Annotated in this window: 22 protein-coding genes; 14 read left to right on the top strand and 8 right to left on the bottom strand. The window is 59.5% G+C overall.

What is annotated here, in order from left to right; translation table 11 throughout:
- The first annotated feature begins 58 nt into the window (after window positions 1-58).
- Genes MHK09_RS00675 through MHK09_RS00650 form a run of 6 tightly spaced genes read left to right on the top strand, consistent with a single transcriptional unit; the run spans window position 59 to window position 5706 of the window.
- Window positions 59-880, top strand: coding sequence for an ABC transporter ATP-binding protein (locus MHK09_RS00675; RefSeq protein WP_005327654.1), 822 nt, complete (start codon window positions 59-61; stop codon window positions 878-880).
- A complete protein-coding gene (locus MHK09_RS00670; protein ID WP_250412344.1) occupies window positions 877-1704 on the top strand; it encodes an NUDIX hydrolase in 828 nt (275 codons plus the stop codon). Before MHK09_RS00675 ends, MHK09_RS00670 begins: the two co-directional genes overlap by 4 nt.
- Window positions 1701-2834: a THUMP-like domain-containing protein gene (locus MHK09_RS00665; protein WP_250412343.1), complete on the top strand. Its 1134-nt coding sequence runs from the start codon at window positions 1701-1703 to the stop codon at window positions 2832-2834. The genes MHK09_RS00670 and MHK09_RS00665 overlap by 4 nt, the downstream gene beginning before the upstream one ends.
- A 24-nt stretch (window positions 2835-2858) precedes the next feature.
- The gene (locus MHK09_RS00660) at window positions 2859-3641 is read left to right on the top strand and encodes an electron transfer flavoprotein subunit beta/FixA family protein (protein WP_250412341.1); all 783 of its coding nucleotides are present in this window, start codon (window positions 2859-2861) and stop codon (window positions 3639-3641) included.
- 8 nt (window positions 3642-3649) lie between these two features.
- Window positions 3650-4591, top strand: a complete 942-nt coding sequence (locus MHK09_RS00655) for an electron transfer flavoprotein subunit alpha/FixB family protein (protein WP_005323364.1) — start codon at window positions 3650-3652, stop codon at window positions 4589-4591.
- Entirely contained in the window at window positions 4591-5706 is a 1116-nt protein-coding gene (locus tag MHK09_RS00650) for a cysteine desulfurase family protein (protein ID WP_250412340.1), read from the top strand. The genes MHK09_RS00655 and MHK09_RS00650 overlap by 1 nt, the downstream gene beginning before the upstream one ends.
- Here MHK09_RS00650 and MHK09_RS00645 read toward each other — a convergent pair.
- Window positions 5703-6872, bottom strand: coding sequence for an HNH endonuclease signature motif containing protein (locus MHK09_RS00645; protein WP_250412339.1), 1170 nt, complete (start codon window positions 6870-6872; stop codon window positions 5703-5705). The two genes, MHK09_RS00650 and MHK09_RS00645, sit on opposite strands and share 4 nt — an antisense overlap.
- A 209-nt stretch (window positions 6873-7081) precedes the next feature.
- On the opposite strand from MHK09_RS00645, the gene MHK09_RS00640 reads away from it, so the two are divergent.
- A complete protein-coding gene (locus tag MHK09_RS00640; RefSeq protein WP_200435203.1) occupies window positions 7082-8242 on the top strand; it encodes a glycoside hydrolase family 25 protein in 1161 nt (386 codons plus the stop codon).
- Here the strand turns inward: MHK09_RS00640 and MHK09_RS00635 are convergent.
- Window positions 8223-9059 (bottom strand): spermidine synthase, encoded by an 837-nt coding sequence (locus MHK09_RS00635; protein WP_250412338.1) that lies wholly within the window; start codon window positions 9057-9059, stop codon window positions 8223-8225. The genes MHK09_RS00640 and MHK09_RS00635 overlap by 20 nt on opposite strands.
- A 94-nt stretch (window positions 9060-9153) precedes the next feature.
- Between MHK09_RS00635 and mnmA the strand changes: the two genes are divergently transcribed.
- A complete protein-coding gene (gene mnmA, locus MHK09_RS00630) occupies window positions 9154-10239 on the top strand; it encodes a tRNA 2-thiouridine(34) synthase MnmA (protein WP_040425032.1) in 1086 nt (361 codons plus the stop codon).
- On the opposite strand, the gene MHK09_RS00625 is transcribed toward mnmA, so the two are convergent.
- Window positions 10232-10600 (bottom strand): PH domain-containing protein, encoded by a 369-nt coding sequence (locus tag MHK09_RS00625; protein WP_005323358.1) that lies wholly within the window; start codon window positions 10598-10600, stop codon window positions 10232-10234. The two genes, mnmA and MHK09_RS00625, sit on opposite strands and share 8 nt — an antisense overlap.
- A 77-nt stretch (window positions 10601-10677) precedes the next feature.
- Between MHK09_RS00625 and MHK09_RS00620 the strand changes: the two genes are divergently transcribed.
- Complete coding sequence (locus MHK09_RS00620) at window positions 10678-11592, top strand: uroporphyrinogen decarboxylase/cobalamine-independent methonine synthase family protein (protein WP_250412336.1); 915 nt, start codon at window positions 10678-10680, stop codon at window positions 11590-11592.
- On the opposite strand, the gene MHK09_RS00615 is transcribed toward MHK09_RS00620, so the two are convergent.
- Together MHK09_RS00615 and MHK09_RS00610 are read right to left on the bottom strand one after the other, a co-directional pair.
- Window positions 11589-12710, bottom strand: a complete 1122-nt coding sequence (locus tag MHK09_RS00615; protein WP_250412335.1) for an ATP-binding protein — start codon at window positions 12708-12710, stop codon at window positions 11589-11591. The genes MHK09_RS00620 and MHK09_RS00615 overlap by 4 nt on opposite strands.
- 69 nt (window positions 12711-12779) lie before the next feature.
- Window positions 12780-13451 carry a 3'-5' exonuclease gene (locus tag MHK09_RS00610; RefSeq protein ID WP_179386402.1) on the bottom strand — a complete coding sequence of 224 codons (672 nt, stop codon included), beginning with the start codon at window positions 13449-13451 and terminating at the stop codon, window positions 12780-12782.
- 45 nt (window positions 13452-13496) lie between these two features.
- Here MHK09_RS00610 and ligA point away from each other — a divergent pair, with 45 nt between their 5' ends.
- A complete protein-coding gene (ligA, locus tag MHK09_RS00605; RefSeq protein WP_251068602.1) occupies window positions 13497-15566 on the top strand; it encodes an NAD-dependent DNA ligase LigA in 2070 nt (689 codons plus the stop codon).
- Between the two features lie 10 nt (window positions 15567-15576).
- On the opposite strand, the gene MHK09_RS00600 is transcribed toward ligA, so the two are convergent.
- Window positions 15577-16236, bottom strand: a complete 660-nt coding sequence (locus MHK09_RS00600; protein WP_040425027.1) for an ACT domain-containing protein — start codon at window positions 16234-16236, stop codon at window positions 15577-15579.
- Between the two features lie 204 nt (window positions 16237-16440).
- On the opposite strand from MHK09_RS00600, the gene gatC reads away from it, so the two are divergent.
- The 3 genes from gatC to MHK09_RS00585 all read left to right on the top strand — a co-directional run bounded on the left by gatC (window position 16441) and on the right by MHK09_RS00585 (window position 18806).
- On the top strand, window positions 16441-16737 hold the full coding sequence (gene gatC, locus MHK09_RS00595; protein ID WP_005327681.1) for an Asp-tRNA(Asn)/Glu-tRNA(Gln) amidotransferase subunit GatC: 297 nt from the start codon (window positions 16441-16443) through the stop codon (window positions 16735-16737).
- Entirely contained in the window at window positions 16738-18225 is a 1488-nt protein-coding gene (gene gatA, locus MHK09_RS00590) for an Asp-tRNA(Asn)/Glu-tRNA(Gln) amidotransferase subunit GatA (protein ID WP_250412331.1), read from the top strand. It abuts the gene before it with no gap.
- Between the two features lie 86 nt (window positions 18226-18311).
- Window positions 18312-18806 carry an META domain-containing protein gene (locus tag MHK09_RS00585; protein WP_250412330.1) on the top strand — a complete coding sequence of 165 codons (495 nt, stop codon included), beginning with the start codon at window positions 18312-18314 and terminating at the stop codon, window positions 18804-18806.
- Between the two features lie 73 nt (window positions 18807-18879).
- Here MHK09_RS00585 and MHK09_RS00580 read toward each other — a convergent pair whose 3' ends face one another.
- Window positions 18880-19203 carry a hypothetical protein gene (locus tag MHK09_RS00580; RefSeq protein WP_005323344.1) on the bottom strand — a complete coding sequence of 108 codons (324 nt, stop codon included), beginning with the start codon at window positions 19201-19203 and terminating at the stop codon, window positions 18880-18882.
- A 47-nt stretch (window positions 19204-19250) separates the two neighbouring features.
- Between MHK09_RS00580 and MHK09_RS00575 the strand changes: the two genes are divergently transcribed.
- On the top strand, window positions 19251-20654 hold the full coding sequence (locus tag MHK09_RS00575) for an MFS transporter (RefSeq protein ID WP_250412329.1): 1404 nt from the start codon (window positions 19251-19253) through the stop codon (window positions 20652-20654).
- Here MHK09_RS00575 and MHK09_RS00570 read toward each other — a convergent pair.
- Window positions 20605-20856 carry a hypothetical protein gene (locus MHK09_RS00570; protein ID WP_250412328.1) on the bottom strand — a complete coding sequence of 84 codons (252 nt, stop codon included), beginning with the start codon at window positions 20854-20856 and terminating at the stop codon, window positions 20605-20607. The two genes, MHK09_RS00575 and MHK09_RS00570, sit on opposite strands and share 50 nt — an antisense overlap.
- Window positions 20857-20864: the final 8 nt, after the last annotated feature.

Here is a 20864-nt window from a genome sequence, read left to right as displayed (position 1 = left end):
GCCCATAAGACTAATGCAGCTGTGTCAATTTCACCGGGCAAAGAACAAATCAGTCACAATGGAAGGCGTGAACGACGTAACTCCCACTGATCAAGATTGGCTCGTAGATTTTCGCGGCGTCGAGCTGCGCCGCGGCGGCAAGACCCTCGTCGGACCCGTGGACTGGCAGGTAGAGCTCGATGAGCGCTGGGTCATCATTGGCCCCAATGGCGCGGGCAAGACCTCGCTGGTGCGCATGGCTGCGGCCGAAGAGTTCCCCTCGAAAGGCACCGCCTTTTTGATGGGGGAGCAAATCGGCAAAACCGACATGCGCGATCTTCGCGCGCTTATTGGTATCTCCTCCGCGGCGGTGCAATCGCGCATCCCGGACACTGAGCGAGTGGACGATCTAGTTGTCTCCGCAGGTTACGCTGTGTTGGGCCGCTGGCGGGAAGAATACCAGGACATGGATTTCTCCCGCGCGGATGACATCTTGGCCCAAGTTGGCGCCACCCACCTCAAAGAGCGCACCTGGGGAACCCTGTCTGAGGGAGAAAAGAAGCGCGTCGTCCTCGCTCGCGCACTCATGTCTAACCCGGAGTTGCTCATCCTCGATGAGCCGTCCGCCGGAATGGATCTGGGAGGCCGTGAGGATCTGGTGGGATACCTTGGCAATCTAGCCATGGACCCCGATGCCCCAGCGATTGTCATGATCACCCACCACGTGGAGGAGATCCCCTATGGCTTCACCCACGCCATGCTGTTGGATGAGGGTAAAGTTGTGGCAAAAGGACTGATTAATTCCGTCCTTACCTCCGAAAACCTGACTCGCGCCTTCCACCAGCCCATTCAGGTGGACCGCATTGGACAGCGATACTTCGCCCGCCGAGCTTCTCTATGACCAATCCTTTTCATGACCGTCTCGATGCCATTGACGCCAGCGATACCACCGGCTTTCACGGTGGGCGCCTGGCGGCAACCGTCCTGCTCCTGCGGGACGGCGATGACGGTCTTGAAGTGTGGGTACAAGAGCGCGTCCACACCATGCACAACTACCCGGGGCATTCAGTCTTTCCCGGCGGCGGCGTAGATCCGCGCGACTTTCCACCACGTTCCTGGGACTCGGGCGAGCTATGGGCCGGAAAGTCTGTCATCTCCTTGGCGCGCCGGATGGGCGTGACCAAGTACAAAGCCCACGCCCTTGTTTTCGCCGCTGCCCGCGAGCTCTTCGAGGAGGCCGGCACCCTTCTCGCCATCCGCGAGGACGGCATCGTCTCCAATGCGCGGCGCTATCACAAAGAGCGAAAACTCCTAGAAAACCACACCATTTCCTTTACCGAATTCCTCAGCAATAACGGCATGCGTGTCGACGCCGATATGCTCCTTCCCTGGGCGCGCTGGGTAGGAAAGGGAAAAAGCCATTGGTTCGACACCTTCTTCTTCGTTGGGGTGTTGCCCTCCGGCCAAGAACCCGATGGGGATACCGATGAAGCAGACGATGCCGGATGGTTCTCCCCGCAGCTCATCCTGGACGGCTGGCGCGCCGGGCTGGTGCGCCTTGCCATCCCCACGTGGGCACAGATGCAAAGGCTGAGCAAGTATTCCTCCGTCCAAGAGGTCCTAGAGGATGCGTCCTTTTCGGACCTGCGCCCCGTCATTGGGGATCCGCGCGAAGATCCCCGTTACCGCGAATTCTTTTCCACCACCCCTTTAGACCGAATATGAGTTATACCCCCGCAGAAGTCGACTTCCTTGCCGAACATCGAGAGGAAATAGCACACCTCGACCTCACCTTAACCAAGGCTTCTCGGCTCAAAGACACCGAAATCCTCAAAGCTAAGTTCGGTGAGTATGGCCGCGCGGTCATGGAGCTGGTAACCGCCCGCAATTCCGGAAAGCTCCCGCACGATTGGCTTATGGACGCAGACTCTGCCCAGCAAGCAACCCCCATCGAAGTAGCGGCGTATCGGACGAAATTCCTCGCCGAGCAGGGGGTGCGCAGCGTCCACGACGTCACCTGTTCCATCGGCACCGAAGGCTATAATTCTCCGCTCGACTACATCGGCTCAGACCTGGATGAATCACGGGTAAGAATGGCGAGGCATAACCTCTCTTCCGCCAAGATTTTCCGCGCGGATGCGCTGACGACTACTACCACCGCCGATGTTCTCCTTGCAGACCCGGCCCGCCGCGCCGGTGGCAGGCGAATCACGCGGCCGGAGGATTTGGTGCCACCGCTCCCGGAGGTCGTCGATAAGCACCGCGACAAGGAACTGGCCATCAAGTGCGCGCCTGGCCTTGATTTTAGCGAGTGGGACGGCCTTGTTACCGTCGCGAGTGTCGATGGCGGGGTAAAAGAAGCCTGCCTTTATACCCCAGGCCTTGGTAGCGGCCGAAGGGCAGTGGTGATTCGCGGAGGCAAGCTAGATGTCCTCGACGACCACGCAGACAACCTGCCCGATGCTGGAGACATTGGTAGTTACCTCATCGACCCGGATGGGGCCATCGTACGAGCGGGATTGGTCCAGCACTACGCGGCCAGAGAAAGGCTGCATCAAATCGATCCGCGCATCGCATACCTGACAGGAGAGAGGATTCCGGAGGGGACTTCGGGATTTCCATTCATAGAAAAAGTACCCCTAAAGAGATTAAAATCCGTACTTAAATCCTATGACGCAGGAAGCTTAGAAATCCTTGTACGCGGGGTAGAAGTGGACCCTGACCAGCTGCGGAAGAAGATGAAGCTGAAGGGGACGAGGCCTTTTGCGGTCATCATTACGCGAATTGGCTCACAGGGAATCGCCTTGCTGTGTCAACCCCGAGTATCATCGTCCGAGGATAATTACGCAACATAAATATATCGGAAAGGTGAGTGCCCAATGCCAACTATCGTGGCTCTGGTCAAACACGTGCCGGATACGTGGTCTACCAAGTCTTTGAACGATGACCACACCCTGGATCGCACCTCCGTGGATAACGTCATTGATGAGGTTAATGAGTACTCCGTGGAACAAGCCCTGCGACTGCGCGACAATAACCCCGATGCGGGCTACAAAGTCGTAGCACTGACGATGGGGCCGGCCCAGGCCGACGAGGCACTGCGTAAGGCTTTGGCTATGGGCGCCGACGATGCCGTGCTCGTCTCCGATGATTCCTTGGCCGGGGCGGACGCGCTATCGACCGCGTGGACCCTCAATGCCGCGCTTAACAAGCTTGACGACGTCCAGCTGATCACCGCCGGCACCGAGGCTTCCGACGCCTCCACCGGCCTGCTTGCCGGCCTGCTCGCCGAATACCGCCAGCTGCCGGCCCTTACCGGCCTGCACAAGGTAGAGCTAGCTGACGGCACCCTGCAGGGCACCCGCGAGGATGCGCGCGGCACCTGGGAACTTGAGGCGCCGTTGCCGGCGATCGTTACGGTGAACGATAAGAGCGACAAGCCGCGATTCCCCAACTTCAAGGGCCTTATGGCAGCTAAGAAGGCGGAAATCACCACCTTCACCCTGACTGACCTGGGCATCGAGGCCATCGCGCCGACGACCTCCGTGGTGGCCGCGGAGAAGCGCCCACCGCGCACCGCCGGCGAAGTTATCTCCGAGCCCAACCCGCAGGACGCAGCGAAGAAGATCGCTGACTTCCTGTCCGCTAAGAACTTGATTTAGGAGTAGATATGTCGCACGTTTACGTACTAGTTGAGCACGACGCGGACAACCTCCTTCCCGTTACCGGCGAGCTGATTACGGCCGCGCGGGAATTGGGTACGGTGTCCGCAGTGGTCGTCGGCAAGCAGGCCGATAAGTTCGATGCCGACCTTGCCGCCCTCGGCGCCGCACAGGTAGTTCAGGCAACGGCCGAGGATTATGACCAGCGTTTCCTTACCCCGGAGGTCGATGCCCTGCATGCGCTTGGCGCTGCGAACCCAGCGCCCATCGTGCTGGCCGCAACTCCGGCCAATAACGAGATTGCCGGCCGCCTCGCGGCTCGCCTCGCCTCTGGCGCGCTGGTCAATGTCAATGGCATCGCCGCCGATGGCTCCGCCAAGATGAGCATTTTCGGTGGTTCCTATGAGACCACCTCTACCGCCGCTGGCCAGTGCCCGATTTACACCCTCCGCCCAGGCGCGGTTGAGGCTGCACCACAGCAGGTGGAGGCGCAGCCGGCGCCGATGCCGTTGCCGGCCGCCACGGGCAAAGACGTCAAGGTAACTTCCTTTACTCCGGCACAGAAGTCCGCGCGACCGGAAATTACTGAAGCAAAGGCAGTCGTCGCCGGCGGCCGTGGTGTGGGTGACGAGTTCGGCGCCGTCGTCGAGCCGCTTGCCGATGCCCTCGGGGCCGCAGTCGGCGCCACCCGTGACGCCGTCGATGAAGGCTTTTATGACGCCGCCTATCAGATCGGCCAGACCGGTGTTACCGTCTCGCCCGACCTCTACATCGGCTTGGGTATCTCTGGCGCTATCCAGCACACCTCTGGCATGCAGACTTCCGGCACCATTGTGGTGGTCAACCAAGACCAGGATGAGCCCTTCTTCCAGATCGCTGATCTCGGCGTCGTGGGCGACCTGCATGAAATCGCACCAGCCCTGACTGAGGAACTGAAGGCGCGCCAGTAATGCCGCACTACTTCGATTATGCCGCTACCCAGCCAATGCGCCAGAGCGCGATTGACGCATGGGTGGCGGCGGCCGGCTCCCTGAATTCCGGCGCGCAGTATGGATCCGGCCGCAAGGCTCGGTCCGTGCTGGATGATGCCCGCGAAAAGGTCGCTTCCCTCCTCGGCTGCGAGCCCATCGAAGTCATCTTCACCTCTTCTGGCACTGAGGCGGACAATATCGCCATTCAGGGCCTCTACGCGGCTGGGCAAACGAACCGCATTCTTTCTACCGATATCGAGCACCCCGCCGTGCGCGATACCGTCGCTAAGCTGGAGAAAACCGGAGCGGCCGTCGATATCCTTCCCGTCGACCGTTCTGGGCACATTGCAGATCTGTCGGCCCTAGACACGCTTGCCGATGTCGCTACCTGCATGTGGGCCAACAACGAAACCGGCGCCATTCAGCCCATCGAAGAGATCGCGGCCCGAGCGAATGCGACAGGCACGCCCGTGCACGTCGACGCGGTCCAAGCCGTTGGCAAAGTCCCCATCAACTTTTCCTCGCTAGGGGTCACCAGCCTCGCCGCCAGTGCCCACAAGTTCGGCGGCCCCCGCGGCATCGGCCTGCTTTTGGCCAAGCGCAGCCCTGCGCCACAGCCGATCGCCTACGGTGGCGGCCAAGAGCGAGGTATTCGCCCAGGCACCGTAGACGTCGCGAGCGCTTCCGGTCTAGCTGCGGCGCTGGAGGAATCCGTCTCCGAAATCACCGCCCAGGGTGAGCGAATTGCTGCTCTCCGCAATAAGCTGCGCGACGGAATTCTCGCCACCATCGATGACGTGGTGGTCAACTCTGCCGAGCCGTGCTTGCCTTCCCACCTGCACGTCTCATTTCCCGGTGCTGATGGCGATAGCCTCATCATGCTGCTGGATTCCTTGCAGATCGAGGCCTCTACCGGCAGTGCTTGCAGCGCTGGCGTAAACCGCATGTCTCATGTCCTCGAGGCAATGGGCGTAAGTGAGGCGGAAGGAATCGGTTCCCTGCGTTTTACTCTCGGCAGGCTTACTTCGGAAGAGGATGTTGGCTACGTCTTGGCTCATCTTCCGGAGATTATTTCACGAGCCCGTTCCGTCTAGCTATCATTCCTTTCTTTCGTCGCAGCTCGCCGGGCGGCGATAGCTTGGCCCACCGTTAGCGCCCAGTTCTTGTTCTTGGGCGCTAGCGGTCCTTGGGGCTCGTCGTATTCCCAGCGACCATCGTCAAAGAGCCATACTATGTCCCCAGTATGTGGATCCATGATGTAGAAGGCGCCACCATCAGTCTTGATGTTGTGATGGTGCTGGCACAGTGATGCCAAATTGCTTCCCGCAGTTTTCCCTCCCTTGGCATGGTCAATTCGGTGGTCCTTTTGGCAGTTTTCTGCGGGGCGATTGCAACCCGGGAATCGGCACACGCCATCGCGGCCTTCTACGTAGGCGCCAATGAGCGGGGGAGTGACGTAGCTTTCGCTCTCCTTTACTTTGGCACGATCCATGTCTCGCGTCTGGGTGGGGCGCAGACTGTCGGCGGTCTCTGGGCTTACCCACCCGAATCCCCGGATAAATGCGGGAGCCGCCTCCTGGTCGAGGGCTCGGTACATGTGAAGAACCACTTTCGTCCGCGACTCTATTTCGCCCAGAATCAATTTGGCTAGGGCTTCAGCTTTCGTGAGGTTATGCTCTTCGGCAGCCTTACTGACGTGTTCATCGATAGCTATCATGGTTGCTTCATCGAATTCGACTGCTAGTCCGGCCTTTCCGCCGAAGCTGGGGTAGGTGTAATAGGAGTCGTTCCCTGTGTCAGACCCCGTATCCTCTTTGGGGTTTGGGTCCTCTACAGCGATGAGGCCATTTAGTTTTCGCCGCAAATTCGTATTCGAAGGCAGTACCTGGCCGGGCTTTGTGGGGGTCAGGTAGCGCGCGAGCTCTTGGTCTATCCGCTCGAGTATCTCGGTCGGGATGTCGCCAAGCTTGCTCAGTACGGCGTCGATAGTAATAAGACGAGAGAAATCCAGGAAGTAATAGGATTCCTGGAGTGCTTTTGTGAGTGGTAGCTCTGCGAGTCGATAAAGGGCCATGGTTATGTCCCGCGTGCGCCGCTCGCTTAAGCCCGTCCGAGCAGAAAGTGTGTGGCAGGAGATATCGAAATCGTCTTCTAGATCTGGCTTGACCTCTCTCCAGAATAGGTATTCTTGTTTCCTGATTTCTGTGGCTTTTACTGCTATCGGATCGTTGGGGTCATTGACTATGTAGTAGGCGTCCAAGATTAAATCCCCCGAATAGTAGAACTAGTGTGCGTAATTTCATGGTGTTTATTTTAAGCCGTGCCCTGCCGCTCCGCAAGGGTTATGGGCAAATATGTGTTCTAAAAGGTTGTATTCCCAGAAGGGAGAAACGGAAGTAAAGAAAACAAATCTCAAGTGTTGCGTGTTAAAGGTGTGACAGAAGTGAAGGCGTTGCTAGACTCACGCGCATGACTTCAAAGAAAGCACTCCGAAAGAGCATTACTGCGGTAGTCACCGTGGCTGCACTAGCTGTAAGTGGTACCGCCATTGCCCAGGCGGTGAGCTTTGGTGCACCTAAGGGCATTGACGTGGCGGCGCACCAGCATCCGGGCGGTACGCCCATCGATTGGTCTAAAGTGCGTTCCGACGGACAGTCCTTTGCATTTGTGAAGGCTACCGAAGGCGGGGATTGGGTAAACCCCCACTACGTACAGGATATTCAGGCGGCTAATGCTGCTGGACTCAAGACCGGTGCATACCACTACGCACGTCCGGCTGGCGACGCCAAGACTCAAGCAGCGAACTTTGCCGCGCAGATCGCCCTTGCCCCGAATCAGACATTGCCTCCTGCACTTGATATCGAGGTGACGGAAGGGAAGTCTGCGGCACAGCTGGAGCAGTGGATTGAAGAATTTACTAGCGAGCTCAAGCGTCTTACTGGACGCACGCCAATGATTTACACTTACAAGTACTTCTGGATGGGGCAGATGAATAACTCTCAGAAGTTCTCGGATATGCCACTGTGGCTCGCGGCCTATCAGGACCAAGCACCTGAAGCGGTGGGCGGATGGAACGAGCTATCTTTCTGGCAGCGTTCTGGTTCTGGCAAGGTAGCAGGCATTTCTACCGATGTTGACATGAACCTGTTTAATGGTTCCAAGCAGCAGCTGCGGTCTTTTAGCGACGGCAACTACGTTGACGTCGGCGGCGCGCTAGAGCAGCTGGTTGTGAGCGATGGGCTTGACTTGAGCTCCGATAGTACGCCGCTCATCGGCGCTATTTTGGCCCTGGCGGCGGGGCTGATTGCGATTCCGCAGCTTGCCGACGCCGCCGAAAAGTCCGGCCTCGATCCCGAAGCAGCGAAGGGCTTGGCTTCCTTCGTAAAGACCCTGCAAGACAAGGATGCCCTTCCAGTGGAGGACCTGGGTGATATGGCCAAGGGCAACTTCTCCGTAAGTGACCTAGCTATCCTGCTGGACAATGCCGGTCACGTGAACAATGTTAAGTCAGGCAACGTCTCCGAGTCGGAGGTATCGGAAGCTAAGAATGCCGCCAAGAACGCCGGCGCTGACGTGCCTGATTTCGACGCGGCGCAGGTAGCTACGCTGCTTAATCGCGTGCTGCAGTAGCGCCGGTGAAAAACGCGCGGGTCCAGACCTCGTCTTTGTAATGGGCGGGCACTGCCCCGCCAAGGAGTGCCTTTGCCAGCTGGGCGGCTTCGACGGAGCCCTCGGCTGGCATTTCTGTATCTGAGGCCACCAGGATGATGTTCCCGTAGCGTCGCCCCTTGAGCATCGGTGGGTCTGCGATGACGGCGAGGTGGTCAAATACCTTATCTAGGCCCGCCAGCTCGCTCTTCGCCAGCTGTAGATCGGAATGGTCGCCGCAGTTGGCTACGTAGAGGCCACCCGGCGCCAGCGACTGCTGTGCAGCCTGAAAGAACTCCAGGGTGGTGAGGTTGGCTGGTGTCTTGTCGCCAGCAAAGACATCGCGGATGATGATGTCGCGGCTGGACGGAAGGAACCCCTCGGTTTCCGTGCGGGCCTCGCCGGCACGGATTTTGACGGTGGGGGAACGGGGGACGTCGAAAAGCGTACGCACCAACTCGCCTAACTTGGCGTCGAGTTCGACCACTGTGTGGCGGCTGCCCGGAAGCTTGCTGGCAAAATAGCGCGGAAGGGAGCATCCCGCGCCGCCTAGGTGGGTCACGCGGAGCTTATTCGCGGGCCGAGAATTGAGGTGCTCTACCGCTGCCGCAATCCAGCGCATATACTCAAACTCCAGCTCCTCCGGCTCACCGAGCACAATGTGGCTGCTCGGCACGCCATTAACGTTGAGAATATAGGCGCCGTCGCGAAACTCATCCGGCACAACCTCGGCTGTGCCGGTAGAAATATCGTAGGTGCCGGTAATTCCCGGATCAGTGGAAGCTCGCTTTCTGCCCATGTCACACAAGCTTAGGGAATGGATTCGATTTAAACCGCGTTGGGGCTAGGGAGTAGACTTTCGGGCCTGTAGTCAAGGTGAAATGGGGAGCACAATGCGAGTATTGGTTGCCATGTCCGGCGGCGTGGACTCATCGGTTGCCGCCGCGCGTGCAGTAGAAGCCGGCCACGAGGTGATTGGCGTTCACCTCGCGCTGCACAAAGACGCACAGCAGACCAGGGAAAAGGCCCGCGGATGCTGCTCATTGGAGGATTCGGCCGATGCCCGCCGCATCTGCGATAAGCTGGGCATTCCCTTTTATGTCTGGGACTTTTCGGAAGAATTCAAAGAAGAGGTCATCACGGACTTCGTGGATTCCTACGCCCGCGGCGAGACGCCCAATCCCTGCCTGCGCTGCAACGAGAAGATAAAGTTCCGGGCGCTGCTGCAAAAGGGCATGGCACTCGGTTTCGATGCGGTTGCGACGGGCCACTACGCCACCATCGACAAGGATGGCTATATGCGCCGCTCCTTGGATGAGAAGAAGGATCAGTCTTATGTGCTCGGCGTGATTTCGGCCGAGGAGTTGGAGCACTGCTTTTTCCCCATCGGCGATACCCCCAAGCCGCAGATCCGTGAAGAGGCTGCCGCGCACGGTTTTTCCACCGCGAAGAAGCCGGATTCCTATGACATCTGTTTCATTCCAGACGGCAATACGCAGGCCTTTTTGGGCGCACGCATTGGGCTGCGCCCCGGCATGATCGTGGACCAAGAGGGTACGGAGCTCAAGGAGCACGATGGCGCGTGGAACTACACCATCGGCCAGCGTAAGGGCTTGGACATTAAGGCGCCGGCTGCCGACGGTCGCCCTCGCTACGTCACCGATATTGATGCTGTTACCGGCACGGTTACCGTCGGTGCCCGCGAGGACCTGGCCGTGACCTCTATCCAGGCCGATCGCCTGAAGTACCTCCACCCAGGCATGGATGGGGATTTCGAATGCGAGGTTCAGGTGCGCGCACACGGCTCCGTGGTGCCCTGTACCGCCCACGTTGATCGCGAGGCGGACGAAATGCGCCTCGAACTCAAGGAGTCGCTATCTGGTGTTGCCCGCGGCCAAGCGGCGGTGCTGTACTTGCCTTCGCCGGACGAGCTGGGAGACATCGTCATCGGCTCCGGCACCATCTGCGGAACTAATTAAGCACGCAGTTGGCGATGAGCCGATCTAGCGCTCGGACATCGATATTGGGTCCAATATTGATTTTGAATTCGCCGGCCTTGGTCCACAGCTGCAGTTCGGCATTGAAGTCAAGGAGCTTTCCGGCGTTTTCCGTGGACCACATGTTGATGGAGGAATAGGGCAGGGAGTACATCTCCACCTTTTTGCCTGTAAGGCCTTGCGCGTCGCGGATGATGAGGCGCCTATTGGTAAATACGGCGGCATCACGGACGGTCTTGAAGGCGCAGACAGGATATTCCTGTTCGGCCAAGACGGTGGAAATGTCCTGAGGGATTTCGCACTCGTTGTAGAAGGTCCAGCCGGAGTATTTTTCCACGCCCATAGTAAGGTTCCTTTCCAAGTGATACTTCGCGTATCGAATAGATAGTTCTGAGAAATAATACTAGCGCCGAGGTGAATATGGACGCTTTTGGCTTAGGCCCTATGCCGGGATACTCCATGAGTGAGGCTGCGGACATCGTGATGGGGGAGACGGGTGGTCTTCCGCACCTTCCGCAGTTGCCGGACCGCGGGATTCACGCTGGGGCCATTGGGCGAACAGCGGGCTTGTTGGAAGCAGTCTCCATTGACCGCGGTCCGCGCTCATGGGTGCTCAGTGATCGGCCGCAGCTCATCTCGCATCGGATTGGCGACCAGATGAGCCGGGACCTGGACGAGATTCAGGAGGTGTGGGGTGAGTCAGTTCCGCGTGTCAAGGTCCAAGCGGTAGGCCCGTGGAGTTTGGCGGCCGCTGTGGAGCTAGGAAACGGGCACCGCGCGATTACTGATTCGGGTGCTTTCCGGGACCTGTGTGGTGCTCTATTGGCCGGAATTCAGGAACACACGGCACAGGTAGCACAGCGCTTTGGGGCAGAAGTGCGAGTGCAGCTGGACGAGCCCCTGCTTGCCGACGTCCTTTCAGGCACCCTTCCAGGCACCACCGACTTCGATACGATTAGGGCTTTTCCCGCGGACCAAGTCAATGCGACGTTGGCGGAGTTTGGTGCGGACTACCTACGGCTTCGCGAGCCCTTATGGGAAGTGGCAGCGAAGACGGTGCTGCTCGATTTCGCTGGTCTGGCTTCTCCAGAGCATCTCGATGGCTTGGGGCAGTGGATTGATGGTGGCGCTCGCGTCGGATTGGGTGTGGCAGGGCACGATGCTCGCACGGAAGCTATTGCTATTGCACAGCACTTTGACCGCATGGGTTTGTCGCGGGAGCTAATTCCAGGACAGGTTGATATCTTTCCGTGGCCGGTGGAAAAGTCCGCGCACAGCTATTCTTTTGCCGCTGAGGTGGCGGGCATCCTCATCCGCGACGCCGGCGATCTTTAATCGACGCGCCCGCGGCTATCCGTGGTGGTGAAGTATTCGCCCATATAGGGGATGACGTAGCGCAGCTTGCCATGTGCGGTGGGTTCGATGAGGTCGGCGTCGATAAGCCGCTGGCGGGTGGCCGACAGTGAGCGCACCGTGCGGTCCATGTGGCCCGCGATGTCTGCGATGGTGGCGATGCCATCGACTTCGACTGCGGCCATCGCTTCCAGGAACTCCCGCTGCGCCGGCGGCAGGGCTAGCGTCGCAGGTTGGTGCACCTGCGCGCCCATGATCGATATTGCATCAGGGGCGATGGTGGCAATTGTCTGCTGGGAAATGCCGCTTTCCTGGTTCCGGCGACTGCGCTCCCAGGCCAGCGAGCCCACCAATTGCACGAGGTAGGGGTAGCCGCGGGTGAGCGCGGCGGCGTCCGTAATCGCTTCGTGGCTAAACTCCAGACCTGAGCCCGAGGCTGTATGCTCGAGCGCCTGCTCCGCATTGGCCGGCGACAAGGGGCCGAGCACGAATTTCTGGGCCCGGCGCAGGAAGGTGACCCCGGGCAGGTCCAGCAAGTGGTTGACCCCCTGCGGCAGGCCAGCGGCCACCAAGGCGATATCGATTTCATCGCGCACCAAGTCTTGGTAGGCCACGGCGATGGTGGTGAGCTCTTCGACGTCGGCGTCTTGAACCTCGTCGATGGTAAGGAGGATGCCGGTTCCCTTTAGCTCGGCGGAAAGCTCACGGAGCCGAGTATTTAACGTGGGGGTGAAGCGGTCTTCCTTCTGGTGGTCGAAGCCAATCGATCCTACGCCGCCGATGCCGATGCGGCTGACCTTCCTCTTATCGCTGGGCGAGAGCCGCTCGAGCAGCCTCGGAATTGTGGTGTTGACCAGTTCCTCCACCATGGTGGAGCGCCCAGAGGCGCGTAGCGTTACCCAACCGCGCGCTTCAGCAATGTCTTCCAACTCGTTGATGAGGACCGTTTTGCCGATGCCCCTAGCGCCGCTTAGCACCATGGAACGGGAGGCATTGCCTGCCGAACCATCGAGGGCGGTGCGGAAACTATCGAGCACGACGCCGCGGCCGACCCAGAACAGGGGAGGGGCGCCGAATGTCGGGCGGAATGGATTGTCCATGCGGCTAGTGTAACCGGTCTTGTCGGAGATTTGGGAGACTTTCGGCTCAATGTGGAGATTTGGGAGACTTTATCCGATTAGCGGCCACGCGGTCGAGACATCCGAGGCATCGCGGCCCTTTCCCTCTAGGTACTTCTTGAAGGCGACACGGTCCTCGTACCACTTGACGGCTTGGAACTCCATGAGCTCATTTTCATCCATCTGCGCCAGGTTGGGGTAGTGCTGGCGAACCTGCTTCCAAGCCACGCGGGCGGCCGCGAGGGCGTCGGCAGTAGCTTCGTGAGCATTGCCAAGCTCAACGCCGTAGTGCTCGCACACGGCGCCGAGGGTGCGTTTTCCTTTACGCCACTTATCGCTGACACGGTCAATCACGTAGGGGTCGTAGACCGGTCCGGTCACCGTAAAATCTCCGGTCAGGCTGCGCAAGACGGTGAGATCAAATGCTGCGTTGTAGACGATCAGCGTGAGGCCATCCTCCCATGCGGCCTTGATTGCGTCGACCGTATCCTTCAGCACCTCCTCGTGCGGGCGGCCCTCGGCGCGAGCCTTTTCCGTAGTAATTCCATGGACATTGGTCGCTTCCTGCGGAATTTCGATTCCGGGATCGGCAAGGTGCTCTACTTTTTGCACATCGCGGCCGTCAATGCGGACTAGGGCAGAGGTAACAATGCGGGCTTCTTTAGGGTTGGCCGAGGTCGTCTCAAGGTCGAAGGCGAGCATGCGGGAGGCGTCGAAATTCATGATCCATACCTTAGTAGCTAGGCCCGACACGAGGGATAGCTACACTTGGGCAGCGTGACTAATCCAGTTGATCTGCACCGTGAATGGAATGACCTCGCGCAGGAAGTGCGCCGCCACCGCAACCTGTACTACAACGGTGAGCCGGCTATTCCCGACGCCGACTTTGACGCACTTTTCCAGCGCCTACTTGCGCTAGAAGAAGAGCACCCAGAGCTTGCCGTGCCTGATTCGCCCACCCAGCAGGTGGGTGCTGCCCCGAGCGCCGGCGAGGATATTGAGCACCTTGAGCGCATGATGAGCTTGGACAATGTTTTTAGCGCTGGCGAGATGCAGGATTGGTTGGATAGAACTCCGGCTAAGACCTATCTCACCGAGCTCAAGATTGATGGCTTGTCTATCGACTTGGTTTATCGCAATGGGCGCTTGACCACCGCTGCTACTCGTGGCGACGGCACGGTGGGCGAGGAGATTACCGCCAATGCCCGCGTAATCGAGGATATTCCGCATGAGTTGACGAGAACTGAAGAATACCCAGTTCCGGAGCTTATCGAGATCCGTGGCGAGGTATATATGCGCCCCGAAGACTTCGAGGAGATCAATGAGGAACGCGCGGCTGATGGCAAGGATAAATTTGCCAACCCGCGCAACGCCGCGGCCGGAGGACTTCGCATGAAGGACCCCGCCGAGGTGAAAAAGCGCCGCCTGAAGATGGTGTGCCACGGCTTGGGCGCGCGCGAGGGATTCTCGCCCACCTCACAGCACGATGCCTATAAGGCGATTGCGGCCTGGGGGCTGCCAGTTTCCCCGTATACCAAACAGGTGCACTCGGCCAAAGAGGTTCAGGACGAGGTGGCGCATTGGGCAGAACATCGCCACGACGCCATCTTTGAAATGGACGGACTCGTGGTCAAGGTGGATGATTTGGCTTCGCAGCGCGCACTTGGTTCGACTTCCCGCGCGCCGCGCTGGGCCATTGCCTATAAGTATCCGCCGGAAGAAGTGACCACGAAACTCAAGAATATTGAGGTGGGGGTAGGCCGTACCGGGCGAGTAACCCCGTACGCAGTGATGGAGCCAGTCTTCGTTTCCGGATCTACGGTGGAGATGGCTACCCTGCACAACCAATCCGAGGTCAAGCGCAAGGGCGTGCTCATTGGGGATACCGTCATTATCCGCAAGGCGGGCGAAATTATTCCGGAGGTCCTCGGACCGGTGCGCGAGCAGCGCGATGGTAGCGAGTATGAGTGGACCTTCCCGGAGAACTGTCCTGCGTGCGGTACGAAATTGGCCCCGCAGAAGGACGGCGATGCTGATTGGCGTTGCCCCAATACGCAGTCCTGCCCGGCGCAGCTCTCGGCACGGTTGGAGTATCTGGCCTCCCGCAAGGCGCTGGATATTGAGGCTTTGGGCGAGAAGGGTGCGATGGATCTGATCGACAACGGCATTCTCGTTGATGAGTCGGAGCTTTTTGAGCTCACCGCGGAAAAGCTATTGGCCTCAGATGTCTATACCGCAAAGAGGGACACCAAAGACAAGCGCTCCAAGAAGGAGGGCAACGTCAAGGTCAATACGGCAGGCCAGAACTTGCTAAACAACCTGGAGGAGGTCAAGGGGCGCGACTTCTGGCGCGTTTTGGTCTCGCTGTCCATACGTCACGTGGGCCCGATTGCGGCTCGGGCGCTTGCTTCCCGCTATGGATCCATGGACAAGCTGCGCGCTGCGAAGACGGAGGAGCTTGCAGAGGTCGATGGCGTCGGCATGACCATCGCGCAATCCTTCCACGATTGGTTCGAGGTGGATTGGCATCGCACGATTGTGGACAAATGGGCTGCTGCGGGCGTGGCCATGGAGGTAGCGGCCGAGGACCACAAGGAGCAGACCCTTGAGGGCTTGACCATTGTGGTTACCGGCAGCTTGGAAAACTTCACTAGGGATTCCGCGAAAGAAGCGATTGTCTCTCGCGGCGGCAAGGCCACAGGTTCGGTGTCGAAGAAAACCTCCTATCTAGTAGCAGGTGCAAACGCCGGCTCGAAGGAGGATAAGGCTCGCGAGCTGGACATCCCGATTCTCAACGAGCCGCAATTCCAGCAACTACTAGAAACCGGCGAAGTCTAATTCGCTGTGGCTATTTGAGGAAGCTACCCAAGATGGTGCCGATGTGGCCCAGGTGCTCGACCTCGGAGGCGAGGTAGTCAGGGCCGCCGGTTCGCCCCATGGCGATGACCAATCCGGTATCGCCGAGTGGGGCGGCGGCGAGTGCGGAGTCAAGTAGGGACCAGCTTTCGGGTACCCACTCGTCGCGCTCGGGCTGGAGGACGCGGGCGCTTTCGACCTCAATGTCGTGAGGAACGGTGCCGTCATCTTCCGGGGCGGCGTTGGAAGAGGCTAGGCGGCGGATGGGCTCGTTATTATCAATGACGATGCACCAGGTGGAGGTGAGTGCCTTCGGGATGGCCGCGACGACCTCTTCCATGGCCGCAGTGACATTGGTGGCATGAGCTACACGCGCGAGCAGCTCAATCTGGCCGCGGCGGTCTACTCGGCCGCTAAACGGGCGGATGGAGTCAATTTCCACGCCGTCGACGGAGGAGGCGGCGGTGATGAGGACATCGGCCATGGCGCCTTGGGGCAGCTCGATGACAATGTCATCCATAACGGTGCCGTCGGGGAAGTTTTCTACGATATCGACCGATTGGATATTGCCGTCGACGAGTCCAAAGGCGTCGGCAAGCTGGCCCAGGCTGCCTGGGGCATCGGGGAGCAGTACACGGATCAAAAAGGACAAGGTCTCGCACACTTTCGGTAGTTTGTAGTCCCAGACATGATACGTGCGTCACAATGCGGGCTTCAAGCAACGCAAATTTGGGGTGACGCGGCAGCCGTCGCGGTAGGTGCAGTACCATGGGTCGTTAGCAATTCACATAGTACATGCATCGTGTGAATATTTTTCACCCGCATGTCGATTATGCAGATAAAGGATGGAGTTCGCGTGTCTGAGATTTCGCGTGATGAGGTAGCCCACCTCGCCAAGCTTTCCCGCCTGGCCCTCAGTGAGGAAGAGCTAGCCCAGTTCGCAACGCAGATTGATGAAATTGTTGATTCCGTTTCCGCGGTAGGAAACGTGGATACCGAGGGCGTGGAGCCGATGAGTCACCCGCACTCCGTGGACGCCCCGATGCGCGAGGACGTTATTGTGCGCACCCTTACTGCAGAACAGGCTTTGGATCAGGCGCCGGCCGTAGAAGATGAGCGCTTCGTCGTGCCACAGATTTTGGGAGGAGAATAAATGTCTAACCTGACCGTTCCTGCGGAGGGCTTGACCTCCCTGACCGCCGCCGAGTTGGCGGAAAAGATTCACTCCCGCGAAACTACCTCCCGCGAGGTCACCCAGGCCTTCCTGGATCGCATCGCAGAGACCAATGAGGAGCTTAACTCCTTCCTGCACGTGGGTGCGGGAGAAGCCCTCGCGGCTGCCGACGCCGTGGATAAGGCCCTCGATGCCGGCGAAGAGCCTGCTTCCGGGCTGGCCGGCGTGCCGCTGGCGCTGAAGGATTTGCTCGTTACCACCGATGCGCCGACTACCGCAGCGTCCAAGATGCTGGAAGGCTACGTATCTCCCTACGATGCCACTGTGACCAAGCGTCTGCGCGAGGCCGGAATTCCCATCCTGGGCAAGACCAACCTGGATGAGTTTGCCATGGGTTCTTCCAATGAGAACTCTGCCTTTGGTCCAGCTCATAACCCTTATGACACCGAGCGCACCCCGGGCGGCTCGGGCGGCGGTACCGCAGCTGCCCTCGCTTCCGGCCAAGCGCCACTCGGCATTGGTACCGATACCGGCGGTTCCATCCGCCAGCCAGCCGCGCTGACCAACACCGTTGGCGTAAAGCCCACCTATGGCACCGTGTCTCGTTATGGCCTTATTGCTGCCGCATCCTCCCTGGATCAGGCTGGCCCCTGTGGCCGTACCGTCCTCGACACCGCGCTCCTGCACGAGGTCATTGCTGGCCACGATGCTTTCGATGCGACCTCCGTGGATAAGCCGGTAGCACCGGTTGTCGCTGCCGCACGCGAAGGCGCCAAGGGTGACCTCTCTGGCGTCAAGGTGGGCCTCATCAAGCAGTTTGAACGCGATGGCTGGCAGGAAGGTGTAATGGAGAATTACCACGCCGCCGTCGAGCAGCTGCGCGAGCAGGGTGCTGAAATCGTTGAGGTTGATTGCCCGCACTTCGACGACGCCCTGGCGGCGTACTACCTGATTATGCCGTGTGAGGTCTCGTCCAACCTGGCACGTTTCGATGGCATGCGCTACGGCCTGCGTGCCGGCGATGACGGCTCCCACTCCGCGGAGCAGGTCATGTCCCAGTCCCGTGCGGAGGGCTTTGGCCCCGAGGTCAAGCGCCGCATCATGCTGGGTACCTATGCGCTGTCCGTTGGCTACTACGACGCTTACTATTTGCAGGCGCAGCGCGTGCGTACCCTCATTGCGCAGGACTTTGCCCGTGCCTTCGAGCAGGTTGACGTGCTCGTTTCCCCGACCACCCCGACTACCGCATTCAAGCTGGGGGAGAAGGCCGAGGATCCGATGGCAATGTATAACTTTGACCTGTGCACCCTGCCGCTGAACCTGGCCGGCCTGTGTGGCATGTCTGTGCCCTCCGGTTTGGCCAGCGATACCAACCTGCCCACCGGTTTGCAGATCATGGCTCCGGCTTTCGAGGATGACCGCCTCTACAAGGTGGGCGCTGCCTACGAGGCCGGCCGCGATAAGTAAAACGCCGCCTGTGGAGTCCCTGACGATTCCATAAGGATTTCTTTACCCCCGTTGAATTTATATTCGGCGGGGGTAAATTCTTGGGCATGCATTTCAAAAAGACCGCACTATTTTCGTTGTCCGCCGCTGCACTGATGGGCGCTGGTGCCGCCAACGCCGCGCAGGTCCCCGACATCGATCCGGGGTTTAGCATGACCGCGCCGACTCAGTCTGATCTGAGTTCTCCGCTCCCGGAGGGCGTAGAGAAGCTGGAGCCTCACATTGAAGGACAGACCATCACCGGCGAGCTCCACTCCGTTAAGGAAGATGGCAAGCTGAGCGTCACCTTTGCCAAGGACCGCACCTTGGTAGTCAATGATGGCTGCAATATCTACACCACTACCTACGAGGTGGCTAAGGACGGCACTATCAGCGTGGGCGAGTTCAACTCCACCCGCGCGGCCTGCGACGAGCATACGCAGCAGCTTTCCGACGCCCTCCGGGGCCTCCTCGAATCCAACCCCTCCTTCTATAACCTCCCCGGCGGCACCGTCGCCTTGGGTAGCGAGAATGCTGCGGTTGAGTTCACGGTAGCCAAGTAGAAACTAGCGGCACACAGGATAAAAGAATGCGCACCATGTCTAGGGACGTGGTGCGCATTTGTGTGGGTGGGGACTATTTGGCGTCGGAAAGCGCATATGCCGCGCCCGCCGAGGCTGCAGTGACGCTCAGTACCGCCGGCCACGCACCGATCTTCTTAGCCAGCGGGTGGGAGGCGCCGAATGCGCCCACGTAGAGTGCGCACAGGCCGGCGGTGGTAGCCGGGGTGGTTTTCTTGGCCCAAGAGCGACCCGCCCAGACACCGGCAGCGGCGAGGATTACGCCGCCCAGCGGGCGAATGCCGGTCTCGCGGGCGGTGACCCAGCCACCGATAAGGCCGAGGGTGACAGTAGTGGCGGTAGAAACGTCTTGGGGCTTTTTAATATCGATCATGGACATGTGACCAGTCTAGGTCGACATTTTTCGGCCCGCTAGACTCTAAGGCCATGACTGTGGAGACGCATCTGCCGCCCGAGCGCCAAGCATGGCGCGCCATGTTTGCATTGTCCCTCGGATTCTTTGTATCCCTGCTGGACCAATCCATGGTGGCGGTGGCGCTGCCTGACCTGCAACGCGAGCTGAACGCGGGGGTAAACCACACCATGTGGGTATCCGCGGCCTATTTGTTGGCTGTGGTGGTGCCGCTGCTCTTTTCCGGCCGCTTGGGTGATGTTTTGGGCCAGCGCCGGATGTTCTGTTTGGGTGTGGGAATTTTCGGACTCGGTGCGGTGGCGTGTGCCGTGGCGCCCACAGTGGAAGTGCTCATTGCGGCGCGTGCCGTGCAAGGCGTGGGTGCGTCCCTCCAGATGCCACAGACCATGTCCGTTATCAATCGCATCTTTGCACGTGAGCGCCGTGGGCGCGCACTGGGTGTGTGGGGCGTCATCGGCTCGGTAGCGGCACTTGCCGGTCCACTCGCTGGTGGCTTTCTGGTCGGGCACTTCGGGTGGCAGGCCGCCTTTTGGGTACACGTTCCCTTCGTGGTGCTAGCCATTGTCTTCGCGCTGTTGTGGGTGCCTGAGCTGCCCACGACCGCGCAGTCTATCGATGCGCCCTCGGCCATTGTTTCGCTCATCGCCTTGGCGGCAATCGTCTTTGGTATTCAGCAGGGCCCGGTGCTTGGCTGGGGATGGACCATTTGGCTGATCCTGCTCGCCGGAGTTGCCGCTAGCGTCTGGTTTGTGCGATTGCAGGCTACTGCCGAATCTCGCGGGGCCAGCCCACTGGTGCCGCTGGCGCTATTTAGTGACCGCAATTACCTGGCGGGCTCGGTAGGCATCATCGCAATGGGGTTTATGGCGGCCGCGGTGATGCTCCCCATTATGTTGTGGCTGCAGACCATGCAGGGAGTGCCTGCGGGCGAAGCCGGCATCATCGTGGCTCCCATGGCGCTGGTATCCCTCCTGATATCCCCGCTCGCCGGAATCATGGCGGACTATGTTAATCCGCGGATCCTGGGGGTGTTGGGATTTTCCATCCTGATACTTTCGCTCCTTGCGGCATGGTGGGTCATGCAGGTCGACGCCCTTCCGTGGGTCCTCGGTCTGCCCATTGCCGGGCTCGGCGTGGGACAGTCCTTCATTTGGGGTTCCAACGCAGCTACCACCTTGCGCGATATCTCGCCGGAGCTTATGGGCGCTGCCTCCGGTGTGTATAACACCTCCCGCCAGGTGGGTTCCGTGGTGGGAGTTGCCCTGGTATCCGCAGTTATGCAAACGGGTAACCCAGAGGCGGCAATTATTAATTCGCTGCTCGTCATCGTGGCTGCGCTGGTGGTTGGCCTGGTTTCTGCCCTAGGTTTTAGGGACACTTCAGGCGGTGGAAGGCGAACCAGGACGCCAGAGCGATAACCGAACCGCCCACAAGCGCTGCGACCAGGTAAATCAAGGCAGCCTTGAGGGAGAGCTGGTCATCATTGAAAATCTCGTAACGGTCTTCGTCGGTGAACTCGCCTGCGAGCCGGTTTGTGGAAAACTCTGTAGTTTCGTCAAAAGCTGGCGAAGCCTGTTGGGCTTCGCTGCATGATGAGGTGTCGGCCTGCTTGTCAACCATGCTTTTAA

This window comes from Corynebacterium tuberculostearicum (assembly GCF_022347235.1).
GTDB lineage: Bacteria > Actinomycetota > Actinomycetes > Mycobacteriales > Mycobacteriaceae > Corynebacterium > Corynebacterium tuberculostearicum_F.
Note: the sequence above shows the minus strand (reverse complement) of the source record. Positions and strands in the feature narration are given on the sequence as shown.

Excerpts from the sequence above, each read along its gene's own strand:
- MHK09_RS00570 (WP_250412328.1), bottom strand. The coding sequence starts at position 20,856 with ATGGTTGACAAGCAGGCCGACACCTCATCATGCAGCGAAGCCCAACAG.
- MHK09_RS00620 (WP_250412336.1), top strand. The coding sequence starts at position 10,678 with ATGGACGCTTTTGGCTTAGGCCCTATGCCGGGATACTCCATGAGTGAG.
- MHK09_RS00665 (WP_250412343.1), top strand. The coding sequence starts at position 1,701 with ATGAGTTATACCCCCGCAGAAGTCGACTTCCTTGCCGAACATCGAGAG.
- MHK09_RS00655 (WP_005323364.1), top strand. The coding sequence starts at position 3,650 with ATGTCGCACGTTTACGTACTAGTTGAGCACGACGCGGACAACCTCCTT.
- gatA (WP_250412331.1), top strand. The coding sequence starts at position 16,738 with ATGTCTAACCTGACCGTTCCTGCGGAGGGCTTGACCTCCCTGACCGCC.
- MHK09_RS00670 (WP_250412344.1), top strand. The coding sequence starts at position 877 with ATGACCAATCCTTTTCATGACCGTCTCGATGCCATTGACGCCAGCGAT.
- MHK09_RS00580 (WP_005323344.1), bottom strand. The coding sequence starts at position 19,203 with ATGTCCATGATCGATATTAAAAAGCCCCAAGACGTTTCTACCGCCACT.
- MHK09_RS00615 (WP_250412335.1), bottom strand. The coding sequence starts at position 12,710 with ATGGACAATCCATTCCGCCCGACATTCGGCGCCCCTCCCCTGTTCTGG.
- mnmA (WP_040425032.1), top strand. The coding sequence starts at position 9,154 with ATGCGAGTATTGGTTGCCATGTCCGGCGGCGTGGACTCATCGGTTGCC.
- MHK09_RS00585 (WP_250412330.1), top strand. The coding sequence starts at position 18,312 with ATGCATTTCAAAAAGACCGCACTATTTTCGTTGTCCGCCGCTGCACTG.
- MHK09_RS00640 (WP_200435203.1), top strand. The coding sequence starts at position 7,082 with ATGACTTCAAAGAAAGCACTCCGAAAGAGCATTACTGCGGTAGTCACC.
- MHK09_RS00575 (WP_250412329.1), top strand. The coding sequence starts at position 19,251 with ATGACTGTGGAGACGCATCTGCCGCCCGAGCGCCAAGCATGGCGCGCC.
- MHK09_RS00650 (WP_250412340.1), top strand. The coding sequence starts at position 4,591 with ATGCCGCACTACTTCGATTATGCCGCTACCCAGCCAATGCGCCAGAGC.
- MHK09_RS00625 (WP_005323358.1), bottom strand. The coding sequence starts at position 10,600 with ATGGGCGTGGAAAAATACTCCGGCTGGACCTTCTACAACGAGTGCGAA.
- MHK09_RS00635 (WP_250412338.1), bottom strand. The coding sequence starts at position 9,059 with ATGGGCAGAAAGCGAGCTTCCACTGATCCGGGAATTACCGGCACCTAC.
- MHK09_RS00610 (WP_179386402.1), bottom strand. The coding sequence starts at position 13,451 with ATGAATTTCGACGCCTCCCGCATGCTCGCCTTCGACCTTGAGACGACC.
- MHK09_RS00660 (WP_250412341.1), top strand. The coding sequence starts at position 2,859 with ATGCCAACTATCGTGGCTCTGGTCAAACACGTGCCGGATACGTGGTCT.
- MHK09_RS00675 (WP_005327654.1), top strand. The coding sequence starts at position 59 with ATGGAAGGCGTGAACGACGTAACTCCCACTGATCAAGATTGGCTCGTA.